Raw genomic sequence first — 25,992 nt, 5'->3', positions numbered from 1 at the left:
TTCCCCTCTCTTACGCCTTCTGCACCCTGCGAACGGATTCTCTCACAATCAGTTCGGTTTTTAAAAACAGCGCGGCGGTCTCGGACTGCTTGTGCTCGATCATGTCGATGATCCGGACGGCGCCTTCCTTGCTTATTTGTTCGATCGGTCTGCGAACGGTAGTGAGCGCCGGAGTCACGTAAGCCGCAAACTCCGTATCGTCAAAGCCGAGCACGGAAATGTCGTCAGGCACGCGCAGCCCAGCTTCCGATACAGCTTTCATAGCCCCGAGAGCCATCTGGTCGTTGCAGCAAAATACCGCCGTTGGACGCTCTTCCAGCTCAAGAAACCGCTTCATGGCTTGGTGACCGCTTTCCAGATCGTACAGCCCCGGAAACTTGTAATTCGGATTATCCGGAATCCGGTAATGCCGCATCGCCTTTTCAAAACCCGCCTGGCGGTTTTCCGCCGATTTAAAGCCTGCGCGCCCTTCGATCAAGGCAATGCGCTCATGCCCCTGCTCAATCAGATAGGAAACGGCATGAAAAGAGCCCTGCTCTTCATCGGAAAGCACGTTGAGCACGCCGGGAGTGTCGACCGGCCGGTTCAACACGACGATCGGGATGCCTTTGCCTGACGCGTGCTCGATCAATCGCTGATCGTCATCGCTTTGGCTGACTACGATAATGCCGTCGAAATTGCGGCGCGTAATCGTATGGAAGCTCGTGTAATCGTCAATCCCTTTGACGATCAATTGATACCGGTCCTGAATGACACTGTTCACCCCGCGAATCGCTTCATAAAAAAATCCGGCGGAAGTTCCCTGGCTAAGCGTCGTAAAAAAGAGCCCCAAATTATAAGACCGGTCCAGCACTAAACTTTTCGCGCTAAAATTCGGCGAATACCCCATCTGCTCAGCCATCGCGCGAATCCGTTCCTTCGTCTCCTCATTGATGAGCGGACTGTCGTTCAGCGCTCTGGAAACCGTCGTATGGGAAACGCCTGCAAGACGAGCAATATCTTTGATCGTAACGCTCATTCGCTCACCTCTGACTCCAGCATAGCACATCTATGCACACGTTAACAATACCTATTTCACGCGGGAAATTCCGCTGTTTCCCGGAATGCAAACAAGCACCTGTCTCAAGTGGATCATGCGCTTATTCGGGCATGTTGAACGCAGGTGCCGTGCGCGACCGCGCCTCTCGCGAAGCCTGCGAAAGCGCTTGAAAATGCAGGCTTAGCAGCCTGGCTTGAGCGCCCGCTCGGAAAGCCCGCGAAAGTGCTTGAAAGTGCACGTTTTACAGCTTGGCGAGCCGCCCGCTCGGAAAGCCGGCAAAAGCACTTGAAAGTGCACGCTTTACAGCCTGGCTTGAGCGCCAGCTCGGAAAGCCCGCGAAAGTGCTTGAAAGTGCACGCTTTACAGCCTGGCGAGCCCCCCACTAGGAAAACCTGCAAAAGTGCAGGCTTTTTCGATGGAAACGGCTCGTTTGGGCGAAAAGCCTGCAATTGTGCAGGAATTTCCGGGAAAATCGGGCCAAGCCCTGCATATTAACGGAAAAGCCTGCAGATTTGCAGGAATTTCCCACCGCAGGCGCATCAAAGAGCAAAAACCTGCACTTTTGCAGGTTTTCTGTGCCTAACCCACGAGGCACCGGCGCTCAAGCAGGGGAACCTTCCGACTGAGCAAGTTTTCCCGCCCGCAGATGCGAATTTGCTATGGGCAAGTTCTCCCGCTCGCGGAGAAACCAATTGGCTATGAGCAGGTTTTCCCACTCCAGGAGATGCCGATTGGCTTTGGGCAGATATTCCCGCCCGCAGATGCGGATTTGTAGTGGACAGGTTTCCCCGCCCCCGCAGATGCGAATTTGCTGTAGGCAGGCTTTCCCACACGCAGATACAGATATGCTGCGGGCAAGCTTTCCCGCCCCCAGATGCGAATTTGCTGTAGGCAGGCTTCCCCACACGCAGATACAGATTTGCTCCCGGCAGGCGGACGCAGCCGGCTGCAGGTGCGCAGCTTTCAGCGGGCTGCGTCTTTTTTAAACGCAAAAGGAGAACCCGCATCTTCCAGATACAGGCTCTCCCATCATGTGCTTCCTATATTCATCGTCACATCTCCAGCAAAATCATCTCTTGTCTCATTTCCGCAAGCTTCGCCTTGCTCTCCATCGCCGTCTTTTGATCGCCGGAAGCCATGGCGTCAAACAGCGTCGCCAGCTCGTAATCCATTTCCATGCGCAGGACCGGGATTCTCTCATCCGTTCGTTTGGATCGCAGCGCCTGCATCACTTCTTCCACCGTGACAACAGGTTCTTTTTGATACAGCACTTTATGCTCGATGCCGCTGATCTCCACCATGCGGATGATTTCGCCGAACATGATGTTTTCAATCAATATTTGTCTGTCTTTAAACCGCTTCACTACGGCATGCCCGCGGGTGTCCCCGATCAGCTTCTCCATCATTTCAGCAAGCTTCTCATCCTTAAAGGAGTAGTTCCCTACAATTTTATACTTCTCCCCGATTCGCTCGAATTTCAGCTTGATCAGTTTGCGTCCCGTACGAATCGATATGATGAACTGCAGTTCACTTTCATTCCAGTAGAGCGAATATCCTTCCTGAATAAGCGCTTTGATAAAATTCCGGATTAGCCGGCGATCAAATCGTAACTCTAGGTTGCAGTATTCTACTTCATGACTCTTGCTCACGGCAATCCCCTCCATATTTTATTGGCACGTCTTTGACTAAATATTCAGACAACTTATCCTCTTATCTTTATCTTATTATGAATTCTATGTTTTAGCAACTTGGATTATTGACATTTTTTTAAGGCAAAACGTACAAAAATTAATAAGGCCCGCCCGATAATCGGACAGGCCTGTTATTCAGCTTGCTTCCCCGCCGCCAGGCCGCAAAATCGCCGCCCTGACGCCAAACAAAATCAGGCAAACAGCGCCGGCACTCCCATGTGCAGCCGCATATCGCCGAGGGTTTGCCCGGAGGCTATTCGTTCAATGGCGTCAATGGCCCGCTTTTGCGGCATGAAATTCGAAAATCTTTTGCCTCCATATTCGGACATAAAGCCGCCGATCAGCCGGGCTCGAGAGCACCCTGGTCCCGGTTGACATATTCGATCTAGACGGTCTTCGGTTTCGGTGCCCATATTTTGATACGCCGGGTCCGTCAATTAAGCTTGGAAGCCTGAATATCTTCTTTTGACGTGCTTCCTACGGTATACGCCTTGGAACTGTTAATTTCAATCGTCTTCGTCAGTTTGAGCTTGGTGCGGAAAAAATGCCCGTTCTCGCTCATTAAAAAGTCATACGTATTTTCTTCGGGGAGGGCATCGATAATAATTGGCGTCGTCGAATACGACACCTTGTTTATTTCGTAATTCCGGATGCCCTCGATGTAATCGGAAATGGCTTTGCGCTTAAGGTCGTCCTCCTCTTCGGTGAAGACAACCGGCTCCGGCACGTACGCAGGCTGCGGCGTTTCCTGCCACTTCGGTTTCAGTTCTTTTTCGTTCACGTAAAAATCCCCGGTATACTTCTCTTTGGCCAGATGAAGCCCGCCGACGTCAACGCCCATTCTTTTCACATCTTTTAACCGGTAAAAGTAGCCTTGATCCGTCATGTTGATCAAAACGGGATATTGTGCGCCCAGATAAGTGAAATATTGCGCATAAGGGCTCATCAGCACGATTTCAGTATACTGCGTATCGGTTCCGTCCGTTGTCTGCTCAGGGTATTTGCGGCTGTTGACGTAGATCGTTTTGTTGCTTTCCTTCCAATTTACGATCGCGCCCAAATACGTTCCCAATTCTTTCACCGGCAAGTAGCTCGTATTGTTATAAATCAAAGGGGGATTTGCCAGCGCCACCTGCTTCCCGTCTACGACAACTTGAAAATCCTTGCGCAAATAAGCGTCCACCCGCTCCAAAACATCCTGGGCATACACGCCCGCCGTAAAACAGGTGCCCATCAAAGTACCGACAACCGTAAATTTCGTCCATTTGCTTACTCTCATAGCATTAGCTTCTCCTGTCTGCAAAGTAATGAAATGTCTGGAAATTATTCGCCATAAATCGCCATTCTCCTGCTTTTTCCAACAAAACAGCTCCAAAACGCCAGTGACTTTCCCGGGCAATGCTTCAAACGTCCCTGGAGTCTGACGGGTGAACTCTGTTGAAGTTATGCACAAAAGCAGCTCCGCCTGCCGGGCGACTTTTGCTTGCGAAGCGGCCGCCAAGGCGCTTCGCGGCCTATGCATGAGCTATGTACGGATCATTGCAGGAATTGGCAATTTGCATTAGAATGAGTGAAAAAAGTGTCAACAGGAGAGGAATACACGATGAATTTCAGCGGATTTACGGAGCACGATTTCGATACATTTGCCATTGCCGGCCTGGACGGCCGAATGGAGGCCATTCGCGAGCGGATTCAGCCCAAATTCAAGGCGCTGGGCGACTCCTTGTGCGAGGATCTGTCCCTGCTGTCCGGCACGGAGATGTTTTTGCATATAGCCAAGCACGCGCGGCGCACCGTCAATCCGCCTGTCGATACATGGCTGGCGATTTGCCCGAACAAACGGGGCTACAAGCAGGTGCCGCATTTTCAGGTCGGCCTGTTTGACGACCGGCTTTTCATTTGGCTCGCGCTCATTTACGAGCTTCCGAACAAAGACAAAATCGCCGAGCGTTATTTGGGTCAGCTGGACCGGCTGCAAAAAGAAGTGCCGAGCGATTTCGTATTGTCTTTCGATCATATGAAAAAAGATACGGTAGCCGTGTCGCAATTGGACCGCAGCGAATGGACAGCAGCGCTAACCCGCTTCCGCGATGTGAAAAAGGCCGAGCTCCTGATCGGACGCAATCTTGCCGCTAGCGAACCGGTTCTGAAGCGGCCTGCCGAGCTGGAACAGCTGATCAAGCAAACTTTTGAGAGCCTCATTCCGCTCTACCGGACTGCCGTCCAAGCCTGACAAAATTTAAGTTAGCTTAAGGTTCCATTCAAGTAAAATTTATCCTTTCTGTACAGACTAAGTGCTGTAATTCCGATTTCTGTACAGAAAGGAGGTATTCCGACCGATGAAACAAGCTTTTATGAAAAAGCTGATCGTCGGCTCCATCGCCTGCTCCGTGATGTTCGCCGCAAGCGCCGTCTATGCCGGAGGCCGCACAGCCAGCGCGCAGACGGAAGCGGCCCCGGCTGCGAAGGCGGCGGGCGACGAGCGCAAAGATGAGACCGCACACCACAGGCACGGGAAAAAGTGGCCGATCGTGGAAGAGGCCGCTTCCTTGATCGGGGTCAATAAAGAAACCATGATCAAATTGCTGCAAAGCGGCAAAAGCATTGCCGAGGTGGCCGCGGCCAAAGGCATCAGCGAAGCCGATCTGACCGCCAAGCTGCAGACGCTGCGCTCCGGCAAAATCGATGCCGCGGTCAAGGACGGCAAGATGACGGCCGACCAGGGCGAGCATATGAAGCAAAAGCTCCCCGAGCATCTGAAATCCATCTTGAACGAGAAACATTTGTTCGACAAGATGAACGATCACGGCAAATGGCACATGCACGGCATGATGAAGCCGGACTCCGAGAAGCTCGCCCTGTCGCTGGGGATGAGCCGGGAAGAGCTGAAATCCGAGCTTAAAGCCGGCAAATCGCTGGCCGAAATCGCCGCGTCCAAAGGCATTTCGAAGGACAAGCTCGTCCAAACGATCAAGGATCAGCTCACTCCTTCCATCGAGAAGATGATCAATTGCAAAAAAAATGACGGCCCCAAACAATAAGCCGCCGTTTACAACGGTTCTCCGCGTACCGATTTCGGGCTACCGCGGCGAACAAACAGGCTGCCCCGCAAGGTCCGACGACCGCGGGGCAGCCTTTCATTATGTCAATTCTTTTTTCACTCTTTCCAGCATGTATCTGCTGGATTCATCCGGCACATTGCCGTTGCCCTTCATCGCAGATGCCAGCCTGTTCGGCTGATACTTCAGCTCGTCCATAATCCGGTGAATTTTGCTCCTCGTCTTATCGCTGATACTGCCCGTGTTGTTGATGACTTTGGATACGGTAGCCGTCGAGATCCCTATCGCTTTGGCAGTATCATAAATAGTTGGCTTCATCGCTGACACTTTCCTTTTCACTGGATCCTTCATTTTGTGCCAACATTGTACACCATTAAGCGGAAAAACTCTACGCCTTTCCAGGGAGCAGGCAAGAAAACGCCCTCCGGGCTGTGGGCATCGCGGAATCGCGATACGCCTGCGGGCAGCCCCGGGCTCGCGTTTCGCCTGCGGGCAGCCCCGGGCTCGCGTTTCGCCTGCGGGCAGCCCCGGGCACACGGTACGCCTGCGGGCATCGCGGGCACGCGTTATAGCTGCGGGCATGACGCTGCGTGAGGCTGCATAACGTTAGCGATGCACATCTGCTTGCAACAGCTCGGCAAACGCCATTCTGGCCCCGAGCCATTGGGTTCAGCCCGCTGCAACACGCCCCTTTGTTGCCGCAGCCGGAAGGGGCCTGAACCGCTTAGAAATGCCAAAAAGCCTGCGAAAGTGCAGGCTTTATCTTTAAAAGTAGTTCATTTGGCTGAAAAGCCTGCAATTGTGCAGGAATTTTCGACTCAAACGGGTTTGAGCGCAGAAATGTGCTGAAATTCCTGCACATTTGCAGGAATTTCCCATTACGCGCGTCTTAACAAGCAAAAAGCTGCACTTTTGCAGGCTTTCTGCGCATAACCGAATAGATGCATCCGCTCTGGCGGGCGGGTTTTCCAACAGTCTGACTTTTGTGACTTTTGCAGACTTTCCCCCGCGCCGGCAACGGGCCGAGCCCGCCGATCGCGCCATTCGGGCCGTGCAGGCCGGTCACGGACCACGCCCGCCGCTCCGACCGCCCGAACGGCGGGCCGGCCGTACCGCGCGCAGCTCCCAACGCGCCGCTACAGGCACGGCTTCCCCGGCTTCGCTACGCGGTCTGCCCCGCCGCCGCACGGCGGTCCAGCAGCACGAAGCGCTGCAAAAGCAACGTCGCGGCCAAGCACAGCACGCCGCCGATCAGGAACGGCAGCGCCCGGTCAAGTGCGAACACAGCCCCGCCCAGCAGCGGCCCCGCGATGCGGCCCAGACTGTCCATCGACGAGCTTAAGCCCGTCGCTACGCCCTGCCCGACCTTCGTCCGCTGCGTGATGAGCGAAGTGACACAAGGCCGGATCAGCGCATTGCCTGCGCCGAAGACGGACAAATACACCGCGGCGCTCACCACGCTTGTCGAGAACAGCAGCAGGAAGAACCCCGCTGCGGACAAAATGAGCCCGATCGCGATTACGCGCTGTTCGGCCCCTTTTTTCACCAGCCTCCGCACGACGCCGCCTTGAATCAGCGCCCCGACAATGCCGCTCGCCAGAAACATCATGCCGATGTCAAAAGGCGTCGCGCCGATTTTTTCCATTTGGAAATACTGCAATGTCGCTTCCAACCCGGCAAGCGTAAACGTAACGAAAAACGACAGCACATACAAATATTTGAGCGATCCGGCAAACGCCGTCCATCTGGAAACTTTGCTTTCCTTGGCCGCGGAGGCGCGTTGATCCGCAGGCAGCGATTCTTTCAAAACCATGTAAGCGAATACGAGAGAAACGAACGATAAACCGGCCGATGCAAAAAAAGGCAGCTCCAGCCCCCAGCGGCTCAAAATGCCGCCCAGCGCCGGTCCGAAAATGAAGCCCAGCCCGATGGACATGCCGACCATCGCCATCCCTTTCGTCCGGTTCTCGGCTGTCGTAATGTCGGCGACATAGGCGACTGCGCAAGCGGTGGCCGCGCCGGAGAACAGTCCGCCCAAGATGCGGGATACGTACATGATCCACAGATGGCCGCCGGCAAAGCCGAATATTAAAAAGCTCACGCAAAAGCCGACCAAGCCGATCATGATGATAGGTCTGCGGCCGATGCGATCCGACATGGCTCCCCACACAGGCGACATGAGAAAAGATGCCGCCGAATAGACGGATAGCAGCAGCGCGTTGTGAAATTTGTCTCCTCCTGCCCCGACCACGACTTCCGGAAGTACGGGAATGATGATGCCGAAGCCAATGAATATCGTAATAAGCAGCAGGCTGATAATTCCGATTTGTTTATTCATGTTGCCAGTCTTCCTCCAATTGCAGCATTTTCCATTATCGTACCATACCTTTTTTTCCGATGGAAATGAACTTTTGAAGAACAAGCAAAATAATGAGAACCGAGCCGCTCAGCAAAAACGGCGCATGGTATCCGTAAATGTCCCACAGCTTGCCGGATACGATCGGTCCTATGATCATGCCGAGCCCTTCGATCGTCAGGAAAAATCCCCAAACCGCCCCTCTTTTCTCGGGAGGGATCGCCGATGCGATCAACGCGTTCCAGGAAGGAATGATCAGGGCGTAGCCGATGCCCAGCACGGCGACGAGAACATACAGCAGCCCCATCCCCCGCGCGTAGGTGAACAGCAGCAGGCTGGCTGCGCTCAGGGAAAAGCCCGCGACAAGAAATGGGCGAATGCCGATGCGATCGACGAGCTTGCCCATCGGGATCAAAAAGAGCACGGTCACCGCCCCGCCGGCGATCAAAAACATGCTGTATTGAAACGAAGACAGCTTCAAAACTTCCCGCGCATACAGCGTCAAGATCGGCGTAAGGATGCCGAGCGCGAACGTCTGCGCGAACATCGCGGGAAACAGCAGCGGGCTGACCGTCATCGATTGCCTGACCTCGCGCATATAGGCCGCCGCTCTTTCCGGCCGGCTACCGCGATTAGCGGGCATGTGCGCCGCTCCTTCGACCTTCTCCGGCGCTCGCCGCCCTCTCGCCGTCTTCCCTCCCGCCGCTGGTCTTCCGGGCAGCAGCAGGGCAACCAGTACGACTAGGGTCATGCAGCCGATAATTAATTGAAAGGCCGGACGGAAATTATGGTCCGCAATAAAAAAGTTGATCGCCACCGGACCGAGTCCGACGCCGGACAGCCAAGCCACATAGACGACGCTCATAATCGTTCCCTTCGCTTCGTCGCCGGCCACCTCCGTCGTACCTGTAATGACGCACGGCCACAGCGGAGCCGTGCCGAAGCCCAGCAGCGCGCAAGCCAGAATCGTCCAGATGTACGCGGACGTAGTCGCAATGAGCACGACGGAGACGAATGTCAGCAGGACTCCCGTCAGCATCACCGTCCGATAGCCGAATCGGTCGATGATCCATCCAACAGGGGTGCGCAGCACATTATCTCCAATATACTGGGCAGCGAGCGTCCAGCCGATAACGAAAGCGGAAGCGCCCAGGGCCGTTTTCATATAGACCGGCAAAATCGTCAGCAGCAGAGCGCCTTTCACAAATTCGACCACGAACATAATGATCAATAGTTCCAGTACAAACGGCGAAAACAAACGCTGTTTTTTCCATTTTTTCAAACTATTCATGGGATTGCCGCTCCTTTTCCCGACGTTTCCGATCTTTCCTGTTAGTTTTGCCGCAAGGCGTGCAAACTATTTTCAAAAATTTCACTTGCATGAAATCTCTATTTTGTTATACTCATTTTGTTTGTTGCAAAGATCGACAAGCAAATCCACTATAGAAGGGAAGCGATAATCAGGTGGACCATAACCGTACCCCCCTGTTCTCCGCACTGCTGGCGCATGCCGAGAAAAATCCGATTCAATTCCATATTCCTGGCCATAAAAAAGGAGTCGGCATGGACCCGGAATTTCGTTCCTTTATTGGGGACAATGCCCTGTCCATCGACCTCATCAATATAGCACCTCTGGATGACCTCCATCAACCGATGGGCGTGATCGAAGAAGCGCAAAAGCTTGCCGCCGACGCCTATGGGGCGGATCACACGTTCTTCTCCGTGCAAGGGACAAGCGGAGCCATTATGACGATGATTATGACCGTCTGCTCCGAAGGAGATAAAATTATTATTCCGCGCAACGTACATAAGTCCGTTCTTGCGGCTATTATTTTCGTCGGCGCGAAGCCGGTGTTCATTTCACCTGCCCGCGACAAAAATCTCGGGATCGATCACGGCATTACGACCCGCTCCGTCCGCAGAGCGCTTGAAAAACATCCTGACGCAAAAGCGGTACTCGTTATTAATCCTACTTACTATGGCGTCTGCACGAACTTGACCGAAATCGTAGAGCTCGTCCACAGCTACAACATGCCTGTTCTTGTGGATGAAGCGCACGGCGTGCTCATTCATTTTCACGACCAGCTTCCGGTGTCGGCCATGAAAGCGGGCGCGGATATGGCGGCGACCAGCGTGCACAAGCTCGGCGGCTCCATGACGCAAAGCTCCGTTTTGAACGTGCAGGGCAATCGCATCAATCCGAAGCGCATCCAGACGATCATCAGCATGCTGACTACAACTTCGACCTCCTATATTTTGCTCGGTTCGCTCGATACGTCGCGCAGACATTTGGCACTGAATGGCCGCTCCATGGCGCAGCATGCGCTGGATCTTGCCCATTACGCGAGAAAGCAAATCAATGAAATTCCGGGTCTCTACTGCTTCGGCGACGAAATTTTGGGCGATGAAGCTACATTTAATTTCGATCCGACAAAAATAACGGTCCACGTCCGCAAGCTGGGAGTTACCGGCTTCGAAGTCGAGAACTGGCTCCGCGACAATTACAACATTGAAGTGGAAATGAGCGATATGTACAACATTCTTTGCCTGGTCACGCCGGGGGACACCCGGGAGAACATCGATACTTTGATCGAGGCGCTGAGCAAGCTGTCCACCGTGCATGATGGCAGCGGCCACATCCATGAAGTAGTGGTCAAAATTCCGGCCATCCCGCAGCTGACCTTGACTCCAAGGGATGCGTTCTACGGGGAAACGGAAACGATTCCTTTCAAGGAAGCCGCCGACCGCATTATCGCGGAGTTCATTTACGTCTATCCGCCGGGCATCCCTATTCTTCTGCCGGGGGAAGTCATCACGCAGGAGCTGATCGATTACATCGTCGAGCACGTCGAAGTCGGTCTTCCCGTCAAGGGCCCGGAAGATCGCAGCGTGCAAAACGTCAAAGTCATCGTGGAGACGCAGGCCATTTTCTAAACGCGCGCAATCGTGCTGGATAAATATTGTAAAACCGTTTACATGGTGCTATGATGTTGTTGATGTGCTGATATGCTTACGACGCAAGTTTTCCTTCGGAAAACTCAAAGCATATGCTTACGACGCAAGTTTTCCTTCGGAAAACTCTTAGGAGGTCGCAAAACAATGGCTCAAAGCGCTTATATCAAGTTCGTGGCAGGCTCTGCCGTCTCCGCTCTTTCTTTGGACGAGGTCAAGGAGAAACTGCTTCATTACCGGGAACAGCTTGCCCTTACGGCGAAGCAGCTCGGCTGGGAATACGACGAGGCGGGATTTCCCTACACGATCGAAACGAAGCCGGAAGGCGACGGCAAATGGTTTTACCTCAAAGGAACGAATCCGCTGTACAAATATATCGTCGTCGGCGTCGGCAGTGAAGGCTCCCAGGACGAGGGGCGCCATTTTGTGCAGATCGTTTTGCCGGATAACGCGACTCATGGCGACAAAAGCAAAGGCAACGAATTCAGCAAATATTTGGGTCGTCAGTTGAAAGCCGAACTTCACTTGTTTAACGGAAGAATCATGTATTTTAACCCCCGGAAATGACGCAAACCGGCTGAATGTCAAGTGTCCAGGATATAATGAGAAACCCCCTTTCAGAACTCGCTCGCTCTGAAAGGGGGTTTTATGTATCGTTTTTACTCGTCAGCTTCTTGAGCTATAATTTCGTTGTAAATGGTAACGACACGTTCCCATTCCGCTTCGTCCTCGATATTGACGAGGTAAGCTTCATCGTCTTCTTCTTCGACACGGAAAATGACCCCGTCTGCCTCAGGATCGTTGCGATCCAACAATACGGCATAGGCCTGTTCTTGAGATTGGAAGGTGTACACCATCACCATCTCATGCTCTTTACCGTCCTCATCGGTGACGATAAAAATATCTTCCCCATGCTCATGATCGTGATCACAGTCTGGGCCGTGTACATGATCGTGTTTATGATCGCTCACAGGCAGAACCTCTCTTCATCAAATAATTGGTTTCCCAATCATGGTAACATTTTCGATAGGAGAGGTCAAACCACAGTTTGCGGACCCGCTCTTAATTGGACTGGATCTGCTTTTCCGAAACGACGTTGTAATCGGAAGAGCCTTCCTGCCGCATGGCAAACTTGACCAAATAGTTTCCGGACTCGTCAAACGAAACGTTGTACAAAGGAACTTTGAGCCAGAACGAATCCTTGACCTCCGTAATATCTTTGACCACAGGGTCTACCACGCTGTTCCCGCTCGGGGAGATGATCGATACCTGGACGGAATTGATGTTCGTTTTGAGGTTGTCAACCTGCGCGAAGACGATGATCATATCGGCTTTCTTGCCTTTCTCCACGACCCCAAAAGGCACGAACGACGAATCCTTCCGCACTTCCGTCGTAAAGAACATATGCACGTTCGGTTTGTACAAAGACACGGTCTTGTTCGTGTTGTCCCACTTCACCAGCGCTTGCAGCGACTGCGTCAGCGAGCGAAGCGGCAGAACCGATTTGCCGTTAATAATGAGCGGCGGCACATCCGAATCGGAAAACTCTTCCGTCTTATCGTTGACGACCAACCGCGCAATGCTGAATCCCTCATAATTCCCCCATATCGATGAGGCCACCACAGTAGCCGTACTAAGAATAAAAAACACCAGCATCAACGCAAATATACGCTGAACTTTCATCCCTTTCATCCCTCTTAACCCCTCCAGCTCTCGTTAGTAGTCTTCCTGTCTGCATCTTTATACTCCGGATGATGGGAAGAGTTGCGTCCGTTTTTATAAATTTGAAAAAAAAGCGAGAACCCGGTTCGTATACTCGGAAGGATAAAGCTTGTACGAGCCGACATGTCCGGCTTTTTCCGTAAGCCACAGCTGGGACGAGTGTCTGTTCCTGCTCCACATCGCCTCGCTATGGGTATAAGGAATAGCGCCGTCATTCCGGCTGTGGATGAACAAAATCGGCCTCGGGCTGACGCGGTCCACGGCTGCAAGCGCATCCACCCGCTCCGGGTCGATGCCCGTCATCCGCGGCAAAATCGTCAGTATGAGCGGGGTGAAAGGATAATGAGGAAGCTTCGACCAGACCGGCAAATTCGCCCGAAGGTAAGGTCGCAGCTGACTGAAGGGGCTGTCGGCAACGACGCCCACAACGGAGTCCTCCTCCGCCGCTGCGAGGATAGAGGCGCTGCCTCCCATCGAGAAGCCGATCAGACCGATCGCACCCGGCACATGCCGCTTGGTCCAATCGATGGCGCCCAGCAGGTCCTGTTTTTCCAAAAAGCCCACGGTCGTCATCGAGCCTTCCGATAGCCCCGAGTTGCGGAAATCGAACATGAGAACGTGATAGCCGGCCTGTACGAGCGACCGGGCGAGAGCCAGCGCGGGAAGACTTTTTTCCAGCCGTGTCCCCGCGTATCCGTGGGCTAAAATGATCGTCATCCGGGCATCAGGCCACGAAGCCGGCAAAAACCATCCGCGCAGGTTCGCGTCTTTCGTTCTGCTTTCAAAGGCAATATCCTGAAACGACAGGCCGTATGCAGCCGGAGAATCGTCGACAGGCTTATGCGCGGGGTGTGTAAGACGCCACCCAACATGGGCGGAAATAGCGACGCTTCCCGCCGCAGCCAGGAGAAATAAACTTCCAATTGTCCACATCAACATGCCCGACTCTCAACACCTCATCAAAAAGCAATAAATTGTAGTACCATTTACCTAATGAATCATGTAAACTTACAATAAAAGTGGCAATTACTAGGAGGACTTACTGAAATGGCCTGTTCAACGAAACTCGACATGGAAATTGACCGTTTAAAAAAACAGCTGGTGGCAACCGCCGCCGCTTACAAATACAATCTTCACCATCCCCAAGTCATCGAAATCAGCCAAAAACTGGACAAGCTGATCGTCAAGCAGATGAAACAGATCGCCGCTTCATAAGCTTCCGCCGTTTTTAACGGTAAGCTTGCGGAATTGCATATACATGTAAATGCGCCATGGAAGCAGCATTCCGTATGCAAGCACGAAAAAAACAGCCCCCGTTTGATAAATCGTGATCCACTCTTCCACGTAACCGTGCAGCGCGAATCTGACCGCCAACAGAACAAGCAATATCCCCACAAATGCCTTGGAGCGCTTCATATACACGTGGCCGTCCTGGACGTACATGTTCGACGTCTTGATTAACGGATAAGAGAAGAGCAGCGCGCCGACCAAAAAAGAAGCGATCCCCCATTCCACGGGAATTCTTGTGACCGGTGCAATGAACATCATAAACCCTGTGCTCATCCCGATCGGCGGCATGATGATTTTCATAGCGTTGACCGGCTTCGAAGAAGCCCGCATTCTGACCAGCATTACCATCAATGCCATGCCAAGAGACCCGAACAGGGATACAGCATGCAAATGAGAACTTAGTGCATAAGTCATCTGAAATCCCTCCAATCTGCTTTCCCTCCATTATAACATCGTCCCTTATTGTTCAAAAGTCATTTTACATAATGGTTGAAATTGTTCGAGCTCCCATGCTACATTAGAAAAAGAGGCTTTTTTGTCGAATATTGGAGGCGAATGAATGAGTTTGCAAATTCAAATGGTAGGCACCGGCAGTGCATTTGCAAAAAACTATTATAATACAAGTGCGCTGATCATTCACGATCGTCAGAAGGTGCTCATTGATTGCGGCTACTCGACTCCCCAATCGCTTTATCAGCTAGGGATTGCCCCGGACCAACTTGACGGGATTATCATTACACATATACATGCGGACCATGTTTTCGGTCTGGAAGAGATCGCTTTTCGTTTATTTTACGATTATAACAAGAAACGGATCAAGCTGTTTGTCACGCAGCCGGTCGCCGAAACGCTGTGGGAGCATACGCTCAAAGGCGGCATGTATAACCCGAGCGCGGGATGCGTCGGCCTATCGGACTATTTCGAAGTCGTGATCGTCGAAGCTTCCGTGCCAACCCCGATATTTCCCGGACTTCACATCGAAATGATACAGACACCGCACATACCGGATAAACCGAGTTATTCCATATTTATTAACCATCATGCTTTTTACAGCGCCGATATTCAATTTGACCGCAGCCTGATCGTGGACGAGGTCGTAGGCAGACGGAAGTGCACCGTTATTTTTCACGACTGCCAGCTTAGCGGGACGCCGATGATCCACGCTACGCTCGATCAATTGCTGACGCTTCCGGACGACATTCAGCAGCGCATCTATTTGATGCATTACAACGACACCATGGAGAGTTACATCGGTAAAACAGGCCGTATGACATTTGTGCGCCAGCATCAAACCGTGAACTTATCCGAATAAAAACACCGCCTTCCAGCCATCCTATACAGAGGAGGCGATTGAAATGAACCCTTTTGACCCAACTTCGGCAAAAACCGGAGCTGCCGCGCAATCCGGCAAAGAGCAAGTCGTAGCCGTACGCAAAAACGGGGACGGCGACATCGTCCAACTGCAATTGTCGTCGGGAGCCGTCGTCGATTACAAACAGGCGCAGCAGATGGCCAAAGCCGGACAGATTGAACATGTCAACGTATTCAGGGGCCGGGACGGCGATGAACATTTGCGTTCGGACGCCGACGGCAATCCCGATAACAATTTGGACAATTTACCTACATTCTAGTTTGGTTTTAAAACAAGAATCCGCAGAGACTTCGGCTCGCGGGTTCTTTTTTTCGAGAAAATCCGCCTTTATTTACTAATATTTACTATCGTCATGCAGGTATTTACTTGTCTATAGAGAACATTACACATATTGCTCATCCGAATTCCCTGTTTTTAACATAATGTCATACATGCACTCAGGAGATGATATCGTGATCTTGAACTGTATTCTTTACGCTTATGCCGGTGTTATGTGCGTATATGCATTTGTGACAAATAGCGCCATTCATCCCGCACCTGTTATTTTGTGCTGCGTTCTGTATATGTCGAGCCTGCATCTGAACAATCGGCATGCCGCCCTCCCCTGGGTTCGTCTGCTGTTAATAGGCGGCTTTCACTGGGCTGCACAGCAAAATATAGCGCTGGCGCTGTACCTGCTTTCCATGTCCCGGGATATTGGCACGGAAGAGCGCAGGCGTGCGGCATGGCCGTTAGCAGCCGCTTATACAGTCGTTTATGTGGCAATTGCCGCCAATATGCCTGGCGCTTACGGCCCGGGCTTGCTCTGGTTGTTTGCCGTCAGCGGTTGTTTGCATTTCGCGTCCGTTTTTGCATTGACCCGCTCCAATCGATCCGCCGCGAAACAGACGGAGCTTCTGAGGAAAGAGCGGACAAGACTCTCGACGCGGGATTCCTTGACCGGGCTGTACAACTACGAGGAATGCCACCGCCGTCTGGAAGAGCTTGTTGCCGAAAAAAGCAGCCTGGCGCTCATTTTGATCGACTGCTATGACTTGAAGTCCATGAATACGGCGCGCGGTTTCCAGGCCGGCAACTTTATTTTAAAGCAAATCGCCGAGCTGCTGAAAATTTTGTTCTCTGACGCTCTGATCGTCGCCCGGTACGGAGGAGATGAGTTTGCGGTCGTCATGCCGCTGCAAGACGGCAACCACAAAAACAATGTCGCCTCCTACAAACTGCAGCTCGATTCGGAGCTTCCCAAGCTGACGGGCATCCAAATTACATACGGCATCGCTACCTATCCGTTTGAAGGACAGACGAAGGATGATCTGATACTTATGGCCGAGCACCATTTATTTTTGAAGAAACGGGAAGTGTGGCTAAAACGCGAGGAGCATATGCTGCGGTCGGAAAAGCTGCGGGTAGTGGGAGAATTGGCTTCCGGTATGGCCCACGAAATACGCAATCCGTTAACGACCATCCGCGGTTTTTTGCAAATTTCTAAAGCAAACGATTACAATATCGAAAGCTGGTACTCAATGATTATGGACGAAATCGATCGAATGAGTGAGCTTACGGCTGAATTTCTGCAGTTTTCCAAGCCGCATTCCACACAGTTCAGCATCCACTCGCTGCATGAGTGCGTAGCTCGGGTCGTTTCGCTGACGGAGTCCGAAGCCACCAGGCTGGGGCATATTTTAAGCTACAACATACCGGGCACGCCTGTATATGTCGTTATGGATCAGGATAAAATGATTCAGTTGATTCTCAATTTGGTGAAAAATGCATGCGAGGCCATCACGGAAAACGGCTTGATCCGGCTGCAGCTCACTGCCGACCAGAAGCATGCGACACTCGTCGTAGAGGACAACGGGCCTGGCATTCCGAGCGATTTGCAGGAAAAAATATTTCATCCTTTTTACACGACAAAAGAAAGCGGTACAGGGCTTGGCTTGTCCATCTGCTACAAAATTGTCCAGGATCACGAAGGGACCCTGGAAGTGGAGAGCCAGGTCGGCCAAGGCACCCGCTTTATTATTAAATTCCCGCTCGCTTCGAATCAAAGCGCTCCGCTGGACCACGCCGCTTATATTTAAAGCGGCTTTTGCATGCTGACGTGCGGGATGCCGGCATCGTCAAACGGCTCGGGCGAAATGACATGATAGCCCAGCGACGCATAAAAGCCCTCCGCCTGGCATTGGGCATCCAGCATCGCGGAGACGCACCCCAGCTCTTTCGCGTGCTCTTCCATCGCAAGGACAAGCTCCTTGCCCAGGCCTTTGCCGCGGTGTTCCGCAAGAACAGCAATCCGCTGCAATTTGGCGATTCCTTCCGCATACATATACCAACGCGCTGTCGCGGCAGCTTGTCCACCTTCGAGAAGAAGAAAATGATGGCTTGCTTCGTGAGACTCGTCCTTCTCATCCATTTCCAAATGTTTGGGAACCTGCTGTTCCTCTACAAATACTTTCAACCGGATATCGAAACAGGACTGCAGTTGTTCCTTGTTCGTTACGCGAATCGTTTCTGTCATGTGACGCACCTTCCTTTCCAAAGTCCAGCTTATCTCATTGCCGGGGCTGCCGCAAGCGGCGATTTCGCCGCCGGTTTAGATTCTGTCCCCACTTTTTGATACAATGAGAGTATGAGCTTGCAAAAAGGAGTTTTGTCAATGAATATAGCCTTCTTCCTACTACCCAAATCTGAAGTTATTACGACTACTATGCAGACAACGCTGCGTCAAATTCTGGAACGCATGGAATACCATCGGTACACGGCAGTTCCGATCCTCTCCGAGAACGGCCACTACGTCGGGACCGTTACAGAAGGCGACTTGCTCTGGTTTCTCAAAAATTCCGAAGGCATCGGCTTCGAGAACGCTCACCGGCACCTCCTGCAGGAAGTGCCGCTGCGAATGAACAACAAACCGGTTCATATCCACGCGGATATGGAAGATTTAATCGAACTGGCCAAAGTGCAAAACTTCGTTCCTGTCGTCGATGACGCGGATAAATTTATCGGCATCGTGCGCAGAAGCGATATCATCGAATATTGCGCCAAACAGATGTTCAGATCTCCTTCTGCCGCGGCAGAGCATTAAAGCTAATGAAGCCGGCCTCCCAAGTCGGCTTTGTTTTTATTTTTGCATATTGCGGTCACCAAAAAAACGTATGTAATAATGGCAATCGATATAATTGGATAAGAATGATAGGTTTTTTACTGAGTGGAAAGCAGGATGTGCGAGGAATGAAACAACGACGGACAGCGAAAGAATGGTTGCCGCTGAGGAACAATGCAGAAGAAAAGAAGCCCGATTCCGCAGCTGCAGCTTCGATATGACGGCATCTTATTGAGGAAATTTCACCGGTTCAGACGGCATCGGCTTGGCGAAGGGCTGTACAGGCGGCGTCGGAATGTCGCTGTTGTCCGATTCTTCTTCCTCACTCAGCCACCGCCCGAAATCGGCCATATGCAGCCCTAACTGGTTCATTACTTTACTGATATCCATTTCTCTCATGATCCGCACCTCGTTTAATGGTTTGTCTATTCTCTTTTTCTACCCTATACTTTAACCATCATTCCAGCTCCTGTAAATAAGTGCATATTGTCGAAACTCCTAAAAAATAAATCAATCCAATATAAAGAAATCTTGATCGAAAACCTGCCTTTTCGACAAAAAGAACCGCGCAGGCGGTTCCTTTGTCTTATTGCAATTGGCCGGAAGACGAATTTTTGGATGAAACAAATTCACTGGCCCAATCGACCATGCCGTTCATCAGCGTGAGCACCAAATTTACGGCGTCCTTCTCCGTCATCGCCCCGCTGGACTGGTTGCAAACGTATTGCGCCGTCTTTTGCTCCAATTTTTCCACAAGATCTTTAATTTTCAGCAGCTCGTACGCCAAATCCGACACCTGGTTTCCGCCGCCGTTCCTTTGATTCTGATTTTGTTGATTTTGTTGATTTTGTTGATTTTGCTGGTTTTGCTGGTTTTGCTGATTTTGTTGGTTTGACTGAGTCTGCTGGTCCTGACAACCGGCCTGATCTTGCGGCTGGCTGTTGTTACCGGACGCTTGCTGCTGCCCGCCGCTGTTTTGATCCTGATTTTGCCCGTTCTGCGAGTCCTGTCCGCTGTTTTGTAACATTTTTTTCATCTGCTCCAGTTCGATAAGCATCATATCGTTTTGCTTGGTCAGTTCGTCCATTTGCAGCTTCAAGTCTTGAGTTTTGATCATTATCATAATCGCCCCTTTGCTTATTTCACAACGCCGCAGGCGACTCGTTTGCCCGAATTGCCTGACGGGTCTGTAATGAAATCATCGACCTGCTCATGGATAATCAAGCTTGTACCGCCGGGCTTCAAGAGCGAGTTAGGCTTGTCCTGAGGAAGAACGACCAACTTTGTCGTTACGTCCATTTGGCCGTTTCCCTGCGCATCCACCGCCAAATTTGGCAGATCGCCTACGTGCGTTCCCTTGGGATTCAGGAATCCATGTTCTTTCTTATACGTATTGAAATGGGCGCCAGCGGTAGTAAATTCCGGAGCTTCGCACACGCCGTTCTCATGAATATGAAAACCGTGCATACCCGGTTTCAATCCGCTGACCTGAAGCTGAATCCGAACTCCATCCGCTACGGACTGCAGCTTCGCCGAACCGATCTTTTGCCCGGTCGTTCCGATCATGGACACCTGAATTTCAGCGGGCTGCCCCGCCTCCTTAACAGAAACACTTTTCACACTCTGGCAACCGCTTATCGTAAGCAGCATGGCACTTGCGGCCAACAATAATTTTGTCGAATTCACGGACGATTGACCTCCTGCGTCTTGGGATTTGCAAAAACTACACTTAGGATGCGCAAGTGAATCCGACAGTAAACATCAAACGGATACAATTTTTCAAAAAAAAATCCGCAATCTTTTCGATTGCAGACTACTATGGGGCTATATGTTATAAAATGGTCATCAGCTTGGCGATCGTTTGCAAATTTTCCAGCTTGCGCTTGTAAAAATGGAACTCGACCTTGGCATGCTCTACCGCGGCTTCCACGCGTAAAACCTGCTCCTGCAAATCTTTGGTATACGGCCACATCTCGGCTTGGCGCTGCTGCTCGTTCTTCCCGTTCACCAAGCCTTCGCCGATCACTTCGCACTCTTTGGCAAGCAGCCGATGCTTCGCCCAGGCCAATTCCGTTACGGCATCCGTATAGATCGCTTCCGCCTGTTTCAGCAATTCAGGCACAAGCTGCAATTCCAAAATAACATCCGACCGATTCATAAAGGTTCCTCCTTGCCGGCTGACTCACGCTTTATTAAAAGATAGGGATCCGGAATTTATCGCCCTGTGAAGAATACACAATCGCTTCCGAGCCCAGAAGGTCGATCTTCACCAGCGACTCCCGTATCCTGCCGATCGTTATTTTGTTGGACCCTAACGCCTTGATTAACCTCGGAAGGAGCTTTCGGTCGGTGCCAATCAACCTCACTGGAACTTTCCTCTGATTAAAAAAAATAATCACATTGTTCACGCACGAACCATCTCCTTATATATCTTTTGACTTTCTATGTATATGTGCACGCCTTATTTTTATGAGCGGGAGCGAAGGCAATCGGTTCCGTCAGTTCTGAGCGGAAAAATTATTGTGATTGCTCGTATAAATAGTCTGAACATTCAAAACAATAAAGGCGTACCATAAAAAAGGAGATGATGATCAATGGCAACTAACAACGCTTTAGTCGTACAACAAGCAAAGGCAGCATTGGATCAACTGAAGTACGAAGTCGCTCAGGAAATTGGTGTTCCGCTCTCTCCGACTGGCTACAACGGCAACCTGGCCACACGCGATGCCGGAGCAATCGGCGGCAACATTACCAAGCGTCTGGTGCAAATTGCCGAGCAACAGCTTTCCGGCTTCAAACGCTAATCCTTTGATGTAGGAGCAAGCAAAGCATAGAAGGACTGTCTCCCCTTGCGGGGCGGACAGTCCTTTGCAATGCAAATTCGGCGCTTTATTCCCGCCGGCCGTGGGCTTGTTCGGCCATTTGCTTTATATATGCGTTCCGCTTTTGCAAAAACCCGGCCATATACCGCTTCAAAAACATCATGTCCGCCAGCTTGCCGAGCACCCCGAGCGGCGAGGTGTAATCAAACACATCGGTCATGATCGTTCCCGCTCCGCTATCCGCAAACTCATGCGAATGCCGGAAACGCTGAAAAGCTCCGCTGACCATCTCGTCCACAAAACGGTGCGGCTTGTCGAACTCCGTAATTTTGGCCGTCAACCGCTGCCTGATGCCAAAATGAACGGCTTCCCAAGTGACCGTCTCCCCCAACTCGATAAGACCGCTCGTCACGCCGGCTACCGCCCTCTCCTTCGTCTGCGAAGCGGACTTGGCATGAATATCGATACTTCTCGCCAAATCAAAACAAATCTCTTTCGGAGCGTTAATGTACAGCTCGATTCGAATTACAGGCATGTCGGTTCCCCCAGTCAGCATCCATTATAGCATTTTCCGGGAAGCATTCATGCCCGACTCCTAATTCAAAAATTTCTTCTGTTTGGCTTTTTCTCCGGCTTTCTCGTGCTCGTAAACGGACAATCCGAACATAACCATCGAAATCGCGAACATGACACAGACCAGTACAAGGCTCATCCAAAAGTAATGATGAATTTCAAGATATACCATCGTGGGTATCGTCGCCATTAGACACGCATACAAAACGATATTTAGTTTCTTCGAACGTCCTCGTTTCATCGCAATTCAGCCTCCTTCCGTATCGCAAGACAAAGTCACCTATTCGACAATTTTTTGGATCCGCAGTTTGGCCAGAAGCAGATTGTGATCCGCTCTCAGACTGTTAATGTCCAGCGCGGAAGAATCATTGACAACCTTGCTCGGTATCGATAAGCCTTGATTTCCGATAAAAGTTCTGCGCATTACATAGATCGATGTATCGTCCGTAACAAAACCGTTCTGCACATCGGCCCCGACCTGATTGCCAATGAACGAAATTTTCGTATCCGTGTAGGCGTAATACAATTGATACCCTGCAAATACGAAAGCATTCGTGCAGTTCGATATTACATTGACCGAATAAGTTTGATTGAATAATTTATTGCCGTAAAAAGCTGTCCCGCAATCGCTGATCGTATTGTCGGCATAAGAACATAGCAGCTGCTCGTTGTTAGACACGCCCACATCGAATCCCGAAATCGTATTGCCGGAAATGCTGCATCTGGATGCGTTGGCTCCCCCGGATGCGGCTAAATGAATGGCCGTCGATCTCCTTTGGGTATTCCTGAACGTATTGCCGGTTATCGTAACGTTATAGGAACCGCTGATGCAGTTAATGACACTGTACGGCGTACCGTCGGCAAACGAGTATCCGCATTCCTCGAAGACGTTGCCGGAAACCGTGATGCCGTTGGATGAGTTCTGTATGTGGACAGCCTCTTTATGAATCCCGTAAAACACGTTGCCGGTTATCGTCATGCTTCCGCCGCCCGCTACACCGATTGCAAATCCGGCGCTCGCGCTTACGTTGGACAACAAATCAAAATAATTGCCCACGATGGAAATATTCGAGAAATCGGCCAAATTAATTTCAATATAATCGTATCCCCCGTTAAAAAACGAGCACCCTTGGACGAGCAGCCCTCTGCCCCGGGCACTGTTGTTCAGCAAAATGCCGTATCCGACATTACCGAACTTGCACTGAAGAATTGAAATGCCGTTCACAAAAGTCGTCGAACCGTTATTGATGGCGACACCCTGCGTACCGTCTAAAAAGCACACATTCGAAATGGTCAGCACGGAAGTCCCCCCGGCAATATAAATGCCGATTTCTCCGGACGTATTTAACTGAAAAGTCAAATTGGAAACGGTTGACAAGCTCCCATTCGTAATCACCACCGCAGAGCCGGCAAAACTCGAAGAAGCTTTAAGAATCGAAAGCTCCCCTTCCCCTACCAGCGAAATATTGGACGGAATGGTGATCGCGCTTGCCACTAAAAATACCCCGTTCGGCACATAAACGGTTCCTCCTCCTGCCGCTGCGGCCGCGCTGATGGCATCCATGATTTTTACCGTTTGATCCGAATTTCCGTCTCCTACCGCCCCATAATTCGTAATATCGTACTTGAACATTGGCATCACCTCCCCGCCTTCTGCGGTCCTGTTATTTCGCTTCACTTCTTCATATGTTCCAAGATATGAAAATAGCACCGCCCCAAGTCGAATCCGTTTGACGGAGCAACGCCCATTCGGATACGGATGGCACGGCGGCCACTATCATGACGGACACTACCATGGCGGCGGACATCACCGCGAGACTTCCAAATAAATCGCCGGCCCAAAGTGAAAACTTGGAAAATTCATCTCATTTTAAGGTAGCATTCATAATTGAATGCTACATTTCTTTTGTAGTACATATTGAGAGCCGGAGTGATCGAAAAATGAGCAGTATCAGGAAAAAATCAGCCGCTGTTTTAGCCGCGGCAGCATTGCTGTTAGGCGGCAGCTCCACCTTATTAAGCGGCAATGCGTATGCCCAGACGACGGCCAAGCATACCGTTCACACCAAAAACGTTGCGCAAAATTATGCTCGATGGTCAACCGCTCAACTGGTTGCCAACTCCGCTTCTGTTTTAAAAACAGACGAAAAAACGATCTACGCCGAATTAGCCAAACACGTTACGTTGGCCAAAATTGCTAAAGAGAAAGGCGTTTCGGAACAAACGTTCGAACAAAAGCTCATCGACATTGCCGACAACGAAATTGACGCGGCAGCCAAGAAGGGCACGATCAAAGCGGCTGACACGGCCAAAACCAAACAAAAAATCGGCAAATTCATCAAAAACCAAATTTTCAACAGCAAGCTGTACACCGTCAAACATACTGCCACGACCAAAAAATCCAAAACTTCCTGATTCGCCCGGGGCCGCTTTCAAGCAGCCCCTTTTGTTATGTTACGGGGACGTTTTTTTCTTTCAATAGATGAAAAAAATTGCAATTTTGTTTATTTTCAAACAGAATTCATTTTGAAAATCTGCTAATATTCGAATAAAAGGGGGGACATTTATGATACAAATCATTTGTTTGCTGATAGCCGTATTATTTATAATTGGTATTTCTATTGGTGATGACAACGAGCAAAATGAACCTCCGGACCGGTTTATTTCAAATACAGCTGACTCCTAGCTACGCCTACATCGAAACTACGAATTGAGCTTACATAAGAAACAAATAAGCTGAGCTGCAAAACATGCCTTCTGACTTCCGGGTCAGGAGGTTTTATTTTGTGCTGCTGTTGTTTGGAACAGTTGAATCTACCGCTAGTAATGTTATTTTTTGGTAAACATATTGTAATATAATCCCTTATTTTATATGCTTTTATTGTATTACAAACCAAACATATATTGTGGAGGGATTATTTATGAAAAATGTAAAATCATTCGTACTATCCGTTGCTGTCGCCGCTTCGCTGTTCACAGTCGCTTCGGCCGCCTCTGCTCACCCGCTGGTTAATTTGCACAACTACAGCACATTCAACACATATAAAGCAGCATTGGAGAAGCAATATGCAATTGATGGAAACAATGCCCACGATCAATGGGAGCTTGACGAGCAATATAGACATTACAGAGCCGATATTGCGATTGCAACCCCTTATTACAACGGCTTGGGAACCGGAACCCCCCGCTTGGATCTTTTAAACTATTCCAGCTATCAAGCTTATAAAACCGAATTGGATAGAGTAGTTATCGAAGATTGGAATCATGCTTATGACCAATGGGAGCTTGACCGGATCTATTCCCAATATCAAGCCGACAGCGAATCCGCAAAAATTTATTTCGGAGTGTAATCCAGCATATCTAAAAGCAGACAAAGCCGAAAGCCCTTAGAAATTAAGGGTTTCGGCTTTTAAGGCTGTACGATAATGGATGGGATGCTGAACAATAAGTTTACAAGCAGAGTTTTGCCATGTTATGTTATATTTAAATTACTAACAGGAGGCTAAACGGATGAAGGACAACCAATTAAACCGCATGGAAGAAATGCTGGGAACACTAATCAAAATGGTTGGGGAAAATAACAACAGGCTGAAGACGCTTGAGGACAAAACTGATCGGTTCGAGAGCAAAGCCGATACGCTGGGGTCGGATATGCAAGAAGTCAAAAGCATTGTCAAAGAACTGATGCAAGGACAAGAAAGGCAAGATCGCATTCTTGAAATGCTCTCCGTAAAATCCATTGAAACGGACTCATATATTCGGGATTTTAAACGAAAAATGCAGTGAAGCTCACTCATCCAATATCGAGTGAGCTTTTATTTTGGCCGAAAAGAGCATTCTTGACCAAATCTTGACCATGGAACCGATTTTTGCAATCATTTACAAGTAGACAAAGTCTCAGAAATGCAAAAAACCCTTGATAATCAAGGGTTTTTCTATATGACCTGTAGTGGGCTCGAACCACTGACCCCCACCCTGTCAAGATGGTGCTCTCCCAGCTGAGCTAACAAGTCGTT

31 protein-coding genes and 1 tRNA gene are annotated in these 25,992 nt (G+C 50.5%); 13 read left to right on the top strand and 19 right to left on the bottom strand.

What is annotated here, in order from left to right; genetic code table 11:
* Nucleotides 1–10 precede the first annotated feature (10 nt).
* From AC6RNO_RS13910 to AC6RNO_RS13900, 3 genes are all read right to left on the bottom strand, one after another.
* Nucleotides 11–1,018: a LacI family DNA-binding transcriptional regulator gene (locus AC6RNO_RS13910; RefSeq protein WP_474684917.1), complete on the bottom strand. Its 1,008-nt coding sequence runs from the start codon at nt 1,016–1,018 to the stop codon at nt 11–13.
* A 1,073-nt stretch (nt 1,019–2,091) separates the two neighbouring features.
* Complete coding sequence (locus tag AC6RNO_RS13905) at nt 2,092–2,688, bottom strand: YkzI domain-containing protein (protein ID WP_474684915.1); 597 nt, start codon at nt 2,686–2,688, stop codon at nt 2,092–2,094.
* Nucleotides 2,689–3,163: 475 nt separating this feature from the next.
* Nucleotides 3,164–4,009 (bottom strand): stalk domain-containing protein, encoded by an 846-nt coding sequence (locus tag AC6RNO_RS13900; RefSeq protein WP_488435405.1) that lies wholly within the window; start codon nt 4,007–4,009, stop codon nt 3,164–3,166.
* A gap of 324 nt (nt 4,010–4,333) precedes the next feature.
* On the opposite strand from AC6RNO_RS13900, the gene AC6RNO_RS13895 reads away from it, so the two are divergent.
* Complete coding sequence (locus AC6RNO_RS13895) at nt 4,334–4,963, top strand: YktB family protein (protein WP_488435407.1); 630 nt, start codon at nt 4,334–4,336, stop codon at nt 4,961–4,963.
* Between the two features lie 106 nt (nt 4,964–5,069).
* Complete coding sequence (locus AC6RNO_RS13890) at nt 5,070–5,771, top strand: hypothetical protein (RefSeq protein ID WP_488435408.1); 702 nt, start codon at nt 5,070–5,072, stop codon at nt 5,769–5,771.
* Nucleotides 5,772–5,870: 99 nt separating this feature from the next.
* On the opposite strand, the gene AC6RNO_RS13885 is transcribed toward AC6RNO_RS13890, so the two are convergent.
* The 3 genes from AC6RNO_RS13885 to AC6RNO_RS13875 form a co-directional block, all read right to left on the bottom strand.
* Nucleotides 5,871–6,107 carry a LacI family DNA-binding transcriptional regulator gene (locus tag AC6RNO_RS13885; RefSeq protein ID WP_497105781.1) on the bottom strand — a complete coding sequence of 79 codons (237 nt, stop codon included), beginning with the start codon at nt 6,105–6,107 and terminating at the stop codon, nt 5,871–5,873.
* 844 nt (nt 6,108–6,951) lie between these two features.
* Nucleotides 6,952–8,127 (bottom strand): MFS transporter, encoded by a 1,176-nt coding sequence (locus tag AC6RNO_RS13880; RefSeq protein ID WP_497105780.1) that lies wholly within the window; start codon nt 8,125–8,127, stop codon nt 6,952–6,954.
* Nucleotides 8,128–8,161: 34 nt separating this feature from the next.
* On the bottom strand, nt 8,162–9,436 hold the full coding sequence (locus AC6RNO_RS13875) for an MFS transporter (RefSeq protein ID WP_497105779.1): 1,275 nt from the start codon (nt 9,434–9,436) through the stop codon (nt 8,162–8,164).
* Nucleotides 9,437–9,609: 173 nt separating this feature from the next.
* On the opposite strand from AC6RNO_RS13875, the gene AC6RNO_RS13870 reads away from it, so the two are divergent.
* Both AC6RNO_RS13870 and AC6RNO_RS13865 read left to right on the top strand, forming a co-directional pair.
* Entirely contained in the window at nt 9,610–11,079 is a 1,470-nt protein-coding gene (locus tag AC6RNO_RS13870; RefSeq protein WP_497105778.1) for an aminotransferase class V-fold PLP-dependent enzyme, read from the top strand.
* A 165-nt stretch (nt 11,080–11,244) separates the two neighbouring features.
* Complete coding sequence (locus tag AC6RNO_RS13865) at nt 11,245–11,664, top strand: DUF1885 family protein (protein ID WP_474684907.1); 420 nt, start codon at nt 11,245–11,247, stop codon at nt 11,662–11,664.
* A gap of 92 nt (nt 11,665–11,756) precedes the next feature.
* Here AC6RNO_RS13865 and AC6RNO_RS13860 read toward each other — a convergent pair whose 3' ends face one another.
* The 3 genes from AC6RNO_RS13860 to AC6RNO_RS13850 form a co-directional block, all read right to left on the bottom strand.
* Nucleotides 11,757–12,068 (bottom strand): DUF1292 domain-containing protein, encoded by a 312-nt coding sequence (locus AC6RNO_RS13860; protein WP_474684906.1) that lies wholly within the window; start codon nt 12,066–12,068, stop codon nt 11,757–11,759.
* 91 nt (nt 12,069–12,159) lie between these two features.
* Nucleotides 12,160–12,789 (bottom strand): stalk domain-containing protein, encoded by a 630-nt coding sequence (locus AC6RNO_RS13855; protein WP_497105777.1) that lies wholly within the window; start codon nt 12,787–12,789, stop codon nt 12,160–12,162.
* Nucleotides 12,790–12,873: 84 nt separating this feature from the next.
* Nucleotides 12,874–13,758: an alpha/beta hydrolase gene (locus tag AC6RNO_RS13850; protein WP_474684904.1), complete on the bottom strand. Its 885-nt coding sequence runs from the start codon at nt 13,756–13,758 to the stop codon at nt 12,874–12,876.
* Between the two features lie 108 nt (nt 13,759–13,866).
* Between AC6RNO_RS13850 and AC6RNO_RS13845 the strand changes: the two genes are divergently transcribed.
* On the top strand, nt 13,867–14,034 hold the full coding sequence (locus tag AC6RNO_RS13845) for an aspartyl-phosphate phosphatase Spo0E family protein (protein ID WP_474684903.1): 168 nt from the start codon (nt 13,867–13,869) through the stop codon (nt 14,032–14,034).
* On the opposite strand, the gene AC6RNO_RS13840 is transcribed toward AC6RNO_RS13845, so the two are convergent.
* The gene (locus AC6RNO_RS13840) at nt 14,029–14,523 is read right to left on the bottom strand and encodes a CcdC family protein (RefSeq protein WP_474684902.1); all 495 of its coding nucleotides are present in this window, start codon (nt 14,521–14,523) and stop codon (nt 14,029–14,031) included. The genes AC6RNO_RS13845 and AC6RNO_RS13840 overlap by 6 nt on opposite strands.
* 145 nt (nt 14,524–14,668) lie before the next feature.
* On the opposite strand from AC6RNO_RS13840, the gene AC6RNO_RS13835 reads away from it, so the two are divergent.
* The 3 genes from AC6RNO_RS13835 to AC6RNO_RS13825 all read left to right on the top strand — a co-directional run bounded on the left by AC6RNO_RS13835 (nt 14,669) and on the right by AC6RNO_RS13825 (nt 17,559).
* Nucleotides 14,669–15,421: an MBL fold metallo-hydrolase gene (locus AC6RNO_RS13835; RefSeq protein ID WP_497105776.1), complete on the top strand. Its 753-nt coding sequence runs from the start codon at nt 14,669–14,671 to the stop codon at nt 15,419–15,421.
* A gap of 43 nt (nt 15,422–15,464) precedes the next feature.
* Nucleotides 15,465–15,740: a DUF3892 domain-containing protein gene (locus tag AC6RNO_RS13830; RefSeq protein ID WP_474684900.1), complete on the top strand. Its 276-nt coding sequence runs from the start codon at nt 15,465–15,467 to the stop codon at nt 15,738–15,740.
* A 193-nt stretch (nt 15,741–15,933) separates the two neighbouring features.
* Nucleotides 15,934–17,559: an ATP-binding protein gene (locus tag AC6RNO_RS13825; protein ID WP_497105775.1), complete on the top strand. Its 1,626-nt coding sequence runs from the start codon at nt 15,934–15,936 to the stop codon at nt 17,557–17,559.
* On the opposite strand, the gene AC6RNO_RS13820 is transcribed toward AC6RNO_RS13825, so the two are convergent.
* On the bottom strand, nt 17,556–17,996 hold the full coding sequence (locus tag AC6RNO_RS13820; protein ID WP_497105774.1) for a GNAT family N-acetyltransferase: 441 nt from the start codon (nt 17,994–17,996) through the stop codon (nt 17,556–17,558). The two genes, AC6RNO_RS13825 and AC6RNO_RS13820, sit on opposite strands and share 4 nt — an antisense overlap.
* 138 nt (nt 17,997–18,134) lie before the next feature.
* Between AC6RNO_RS13820 and AC6RNO_RS13815 the strand changes: the two genes are divergently transcribed.
* The gene (locus tag AC6RNO_RS13815; RefSeq protein ID WP_474684897.1) at nt 18,135–18,563 is read left to right on the top strand and encodes a CBS domain-containing protein; all 429 of its coding nucleotides are present in this window, start codon (nt 18,135–18,137) and stop codon (nt 18,561–18,563) included.
* Between the two features lie 246 nt (nt 18,564–18,809).
* Here the strand turns inward: AC6RNO_RS13815 and AC6RNO_RS13810 are convergent, their stop codons facing one another.
* From AC6RNO_RS13810 to AC6RNO_RS13795, 4 genes are all read right to left on the bottom strand, one after another.
* Complete coding sequence (locus AC6RNO_RS13810) at nt 18,810–18,980, bottom strand: hypothetical protein (protein WP_488435418.1); 171 nt, start codon at nt 18,978–18,980, stop codon at nt 18,810–18,812.
* 187 nt (nt 18,981–19,167) lie between these two features.
* Nucleotides 19,168–19,698, bottom strand: a complete 531-nt coding sequence (locus AC6RNO_RS13805; RefSeq protein ID WP_497105773.1) for a hypothetical protein — start codon at nt 19,696–19,698, stop codon at nt 19,168–19,170.
* A 20-nt stretch (nt 19,699–19,718) separates the two neighbouring features.
* Entirely contained in the window at nt 19,719–20,267 is a 549-nt protein-coding gene (locus AC6RNO_RS13800; RefSeq protein ID WP_488435420.1) for a superoxide dismutase family protein, read from the bottom strand.
* Nucleotides 20,268–20,412: 145 nt separating this feature from the next.
* The gene (locus AC6RNO_RS13795; RefSeq protein WP_474684893.1) at nt 20,413–20,739 is read right to left on the bottom strand and encodes a hypothetical protein; all 327 of its coding nucleotides are present in this window, start codon (nt 20,737–20,739) and stop codon (nt 20,413–20,415) included.
* A 436-nt stretch (nt 20,740–21,175) separates the two neighbouring features.
* Here AC6RNO_RS13795 and AC6RNO_RS13790 point away from each other — a divergent pair, with 436 nt between their 5' ends.
* Nucleotides 21,176–21,385 carry an alpha/beta-type small acid-soluble spore protein gene (locus tag AC6RNO_RS13790; RefSeq protein ID WP_474684891.1) on the top strand — a complete coding sequence of 70 codons (210 nt, stop codon included), beginning with the start codon at nt 21,176–21,178 and terminating at the stop codon, nt 21,383–21,385.
* Between the two features lie 85 nt (nt 21,386–21,470).
* Here AC6RNO_RS13790 and AC6RNO_RS13785 read toward each other — a convergent pair whose 3' ends face one another.
* From AC6RNO_RS13785 to AC6RNO_RS13775, 3 genes are read right to left on the bottom strand one after another with little or no spacing between them, the layout of a single operon-like run.
* Nucleotides 21,471–21,938, bottom strand: a complete 468-nt coding sequence (locus AC6RNO_RS13785) for an SRPBCC family protein (RefSeq protein WP_488435421.1) — start codon at nt 21,936–21,938, stop codon at nt 21,471–21,473.
* A gap of 60 nt (nt 21,939–21,998) precedes the next feature.
* Nucleotides 21,999–22,217 carry a hypothetical protein gene (locus AC6RNO_RS13780; RefSeq protein WP_474684889.1) on the bottom strand — a complete coding sequence of 73 codons (219 nt, stop codon included), beginning with the start codon at nt 22,215–22,217 and terminating at the stop codon, nt 21,999–22,001.
* 39 nt (nt 22,218–22,256) lie between these two features.
* Nucleotides 22,257–23,609, bottom strand: a complete 1,353-nt coding sequence (locus AC6RNO_RS13775) for a right-handed parallel beta-helix repeat-containing protein (RefSeq protein WP_497105772.1) — start codon at nt 23,607–23,609, stop codon at nt 22,257–22,259.
* A gap of 308 nt (nt 23,610–23,917) precedes the next feature.
* On the opposite strand from AC6RNO_RS13775, the gene AC6RNO_RS13770 reads away from it, so the two are divergent.
* From AC6RNO_RS13770 to AC6RNO_RS13760, 3 genes are all read left to right on the top strand, one after another.
* On the top strand, nt 23,918–24,391 hold the full coding sequence (locus tag AC6RNO_RS13770; protein WP_497105771.1) for a hypothetical protein: 474 nt from the start codon (nt 23,918–23,920) through the stop codon (nt 24,389–24,391).
* Between the two features lie 506 nt (nt 24,392–24,897).
* The gene (locus AC6RNO_RS13765; RefSeq protein WP_474684886.1) at nt 24,898–25,326 is read left to right on the top strand and encodes a hypothetical protein; all 429 of its coding nucleotides are present in this window, start codon (nt 24,898–24,900) and stop codon (nt 25,324–25,326) included.
* Nucleotides 25,327–25,486: 160 nt separating this feature from the next.
* The gene (locus AC6RNO_RS13760) at nt 25,487–25,762 is read left to right on the top strand and encodes a hypothetical protein (RefSeq protein ID WP_497105770.1); all 276 of its coding nucleotides are present in this window, start codon (nt 25,487–25,489) and stop codon (nt 25,760–25,762) included.
* A 154-nt stretch (nt 25,763–25,916) separates the two neighbouring features.
* On the opposite strand, the gene AC6RNO_RS13755 is transcribed toward AC6RNO_RS13760, so the two are convergent.
* Nucleotides 25,917–25,989: transfer RNA gene (locus tag AC6RNO_RS13755), tRNA-Val, on the bottom strand.
* Nucleotides 25,990–25,992 lie beyond the last annotated feature (3 nt).

This window comes from Paenibacillus sp. sgz302190, from assembly GCF_059820445.1.
Note: the sequence above shows the minus strand (reverse complement) of the source record. Positions and strands in the feature narration are given on the sequence as shown.

Coding starts and splice junctions, on each gene's coding strand:
- AC6RNO_RS13790 (WP_474684891.1), top strand. CDS start 21,176: ATGGCAACTAACAACGCTTTAGTCGTACAACAAGCAAAGGCAGCATTG.
- AC6RNO_RS13795 (WP_474684893.1), bottom strand. CDS start 20,739: ATGAATCGGTCGGATGTTATTTTGGAATTGCAGCTTGTGCCTGAATTG.
- AC6RNO_RS13835 (WP_497105776.1), top strand. CDS start 14,669: ATGAGTTTGCAAATTCAAATGGTAGGCACCGGCAGTGCATTTGCAAAA.
- AC6RNO_RS13785 (WP_488435421.1), bottom strand. CDS start 21,938: ATGCCTGTAATTCGAATCGAGCTGTACATTAACGCTCCGAAAGAGATT.
- AC6RNO_RS13765 (WP_474684886.1), top strand. CDS start 24,898: ATGAAAAATGTAAAATCATTCGTACTATCCGTTGCTGTCGCCGCTTCG.
- AC6RNO_RS13815 (WP_474684897.1), top strand. CDS start 18,135: ATGAATATAGCCTTCTTCCTACTACCCAAATCTGAAGTTATTACGACT.
- AC6RNO_RS13810 (WP_488435418.1), bottom strand. CDS start 18,980: ATGAGAGAAATGGATATCAGTAAAGTAATGAACCAGTTAGGGCTGCAT.
- AC6RNO_RS13880 (WP_497105780.1), bottom strand. CDS start 8,127: ATGAATAAACAAATCGGAATTATCAGCCTGCTGCTTATTACGATATTC.
- AC6RNO_RS13775 (WP_497105772.1), bottom strand. CDS start 23,609: ATGTTCAAGTACGATATTACGAATTATGGGGCGGTAGGAGACGGAAAT.
- AC6RNO_RS13910 (WP_474684917.1), bottom strand. CDS start 1,018: ATGAGCGTTACGATCAAAGATATTGCTCGTCTTGCAGGCGTTTCCCAT.
- AC6RNO_RS13875 (WP_497105779.1), bottom strand. CDS start 9,436: ATGAATAGTTTGAAAAAATGGAAAAAACAGCGTTTGTTTTCGCCGTTT.
- AC6RNO_RS13760 (WP_497105770.1), top strand. CDS start 25,487: ATGAAGGACAACCAATTAAACCGCATGGAAGAAATGCTGGGAACACTA.
- AC6RNO_RS13890 (WP_488435408.1), top strand. CDS start 5,070: ATGAAACAAGCTTTTATGAAAAAGCTGATCGTCGGCTCCATCGCCTGC.
- AC6RNO_RS13840 (WP_474684902.1), bottom strand. CDS start 14,523: ATGACTTATGCACTAAGTTCTCATTTGCATGCTGTATCCCTGTTCGGG.
- AC6RNO_RS13850 (WP_474684904.1), bottom strand. CDS start 13,758: ATGTTGATGTGGACAATTGGAAGTTTATTTCTCCTGGCTGCGGCGGGA.
- AC6RNO_RS13900 (WP_488435405.1), bottom strand. CDS start 4,009: ATGAGAGTAAGCAAATGGACGAAATTTACGGTTGTCGGTACTTTGATG.
- AC6RNO_RS13855 (WP_497105777.1), bottom strand. CDS start 12,789: ATGAAAGGGATGAAAGTTCAGCGTATATTTGCGTTGATGCTGGTGTTT.
- AC6RNO_RS13805 (WP_497105773.1), bottom strand. CDS start 19,698: ATGATCAAAACTCAAGACTTGAAGCTGCAAATGGACGAACTGACCAAG.
- AC6RNO_RS13865 (WP_474684907.1), top strand. CDS start 11,245: ATGGCTCAAAGCGCTTATATCAAGTTCGTGGCAGGCTCTGCCGTCTCC.
- AC6RNO_RS13830 (WP_474684900.1), top strand. CDS start 15,465: ATGAACCCTTTTGACCCAACTTCGGCAAAAACCGGAGCTGCCGCGCAA.
- AC6RNO_RS13885 (WP_497105781.1), bottom strand. CDS start 6,107: ATGAAGCCAACTATTTATGATACTGCCAAAGCGATAGGGATCTCGACG.
- AC6RNO_RS13845 (WP_474684903.1), top strand. CDS start 13,867: ATGGCCTGTTCAACGAAACTCGACATGGAAATTGACCGTTTAAAAAAA.
- AC6RNO_RS13780 (WP_474684889.1), bottom strand. CDS start 22,217: ATGAAACGAGGACGTTCGAAGAAACTAAATATCGTTTTGTATGCGTGT.
- AC6RNO_RS13895 (WP_488435407.1), top strand. CDS start 4,334: ATGAATTTCAGCGGATTTACGGAGCACGATTTCGATACATTTGCCATT.
- AC6RNO_RS13820 (WP_497105774.1), bottom strand. CDS start 17,996: ATGACAGAAACGATTCGCGTAACGAACAAGGAACAACTGCAGTCCTGT.
- AC6RNO_RS13770 (WP_497105771.1), top strand. CDS start 23,918: ATGAGCAGTATCAGGAAAAAATCAGCCGCTGTTTTAGCCGCGGCAGCA.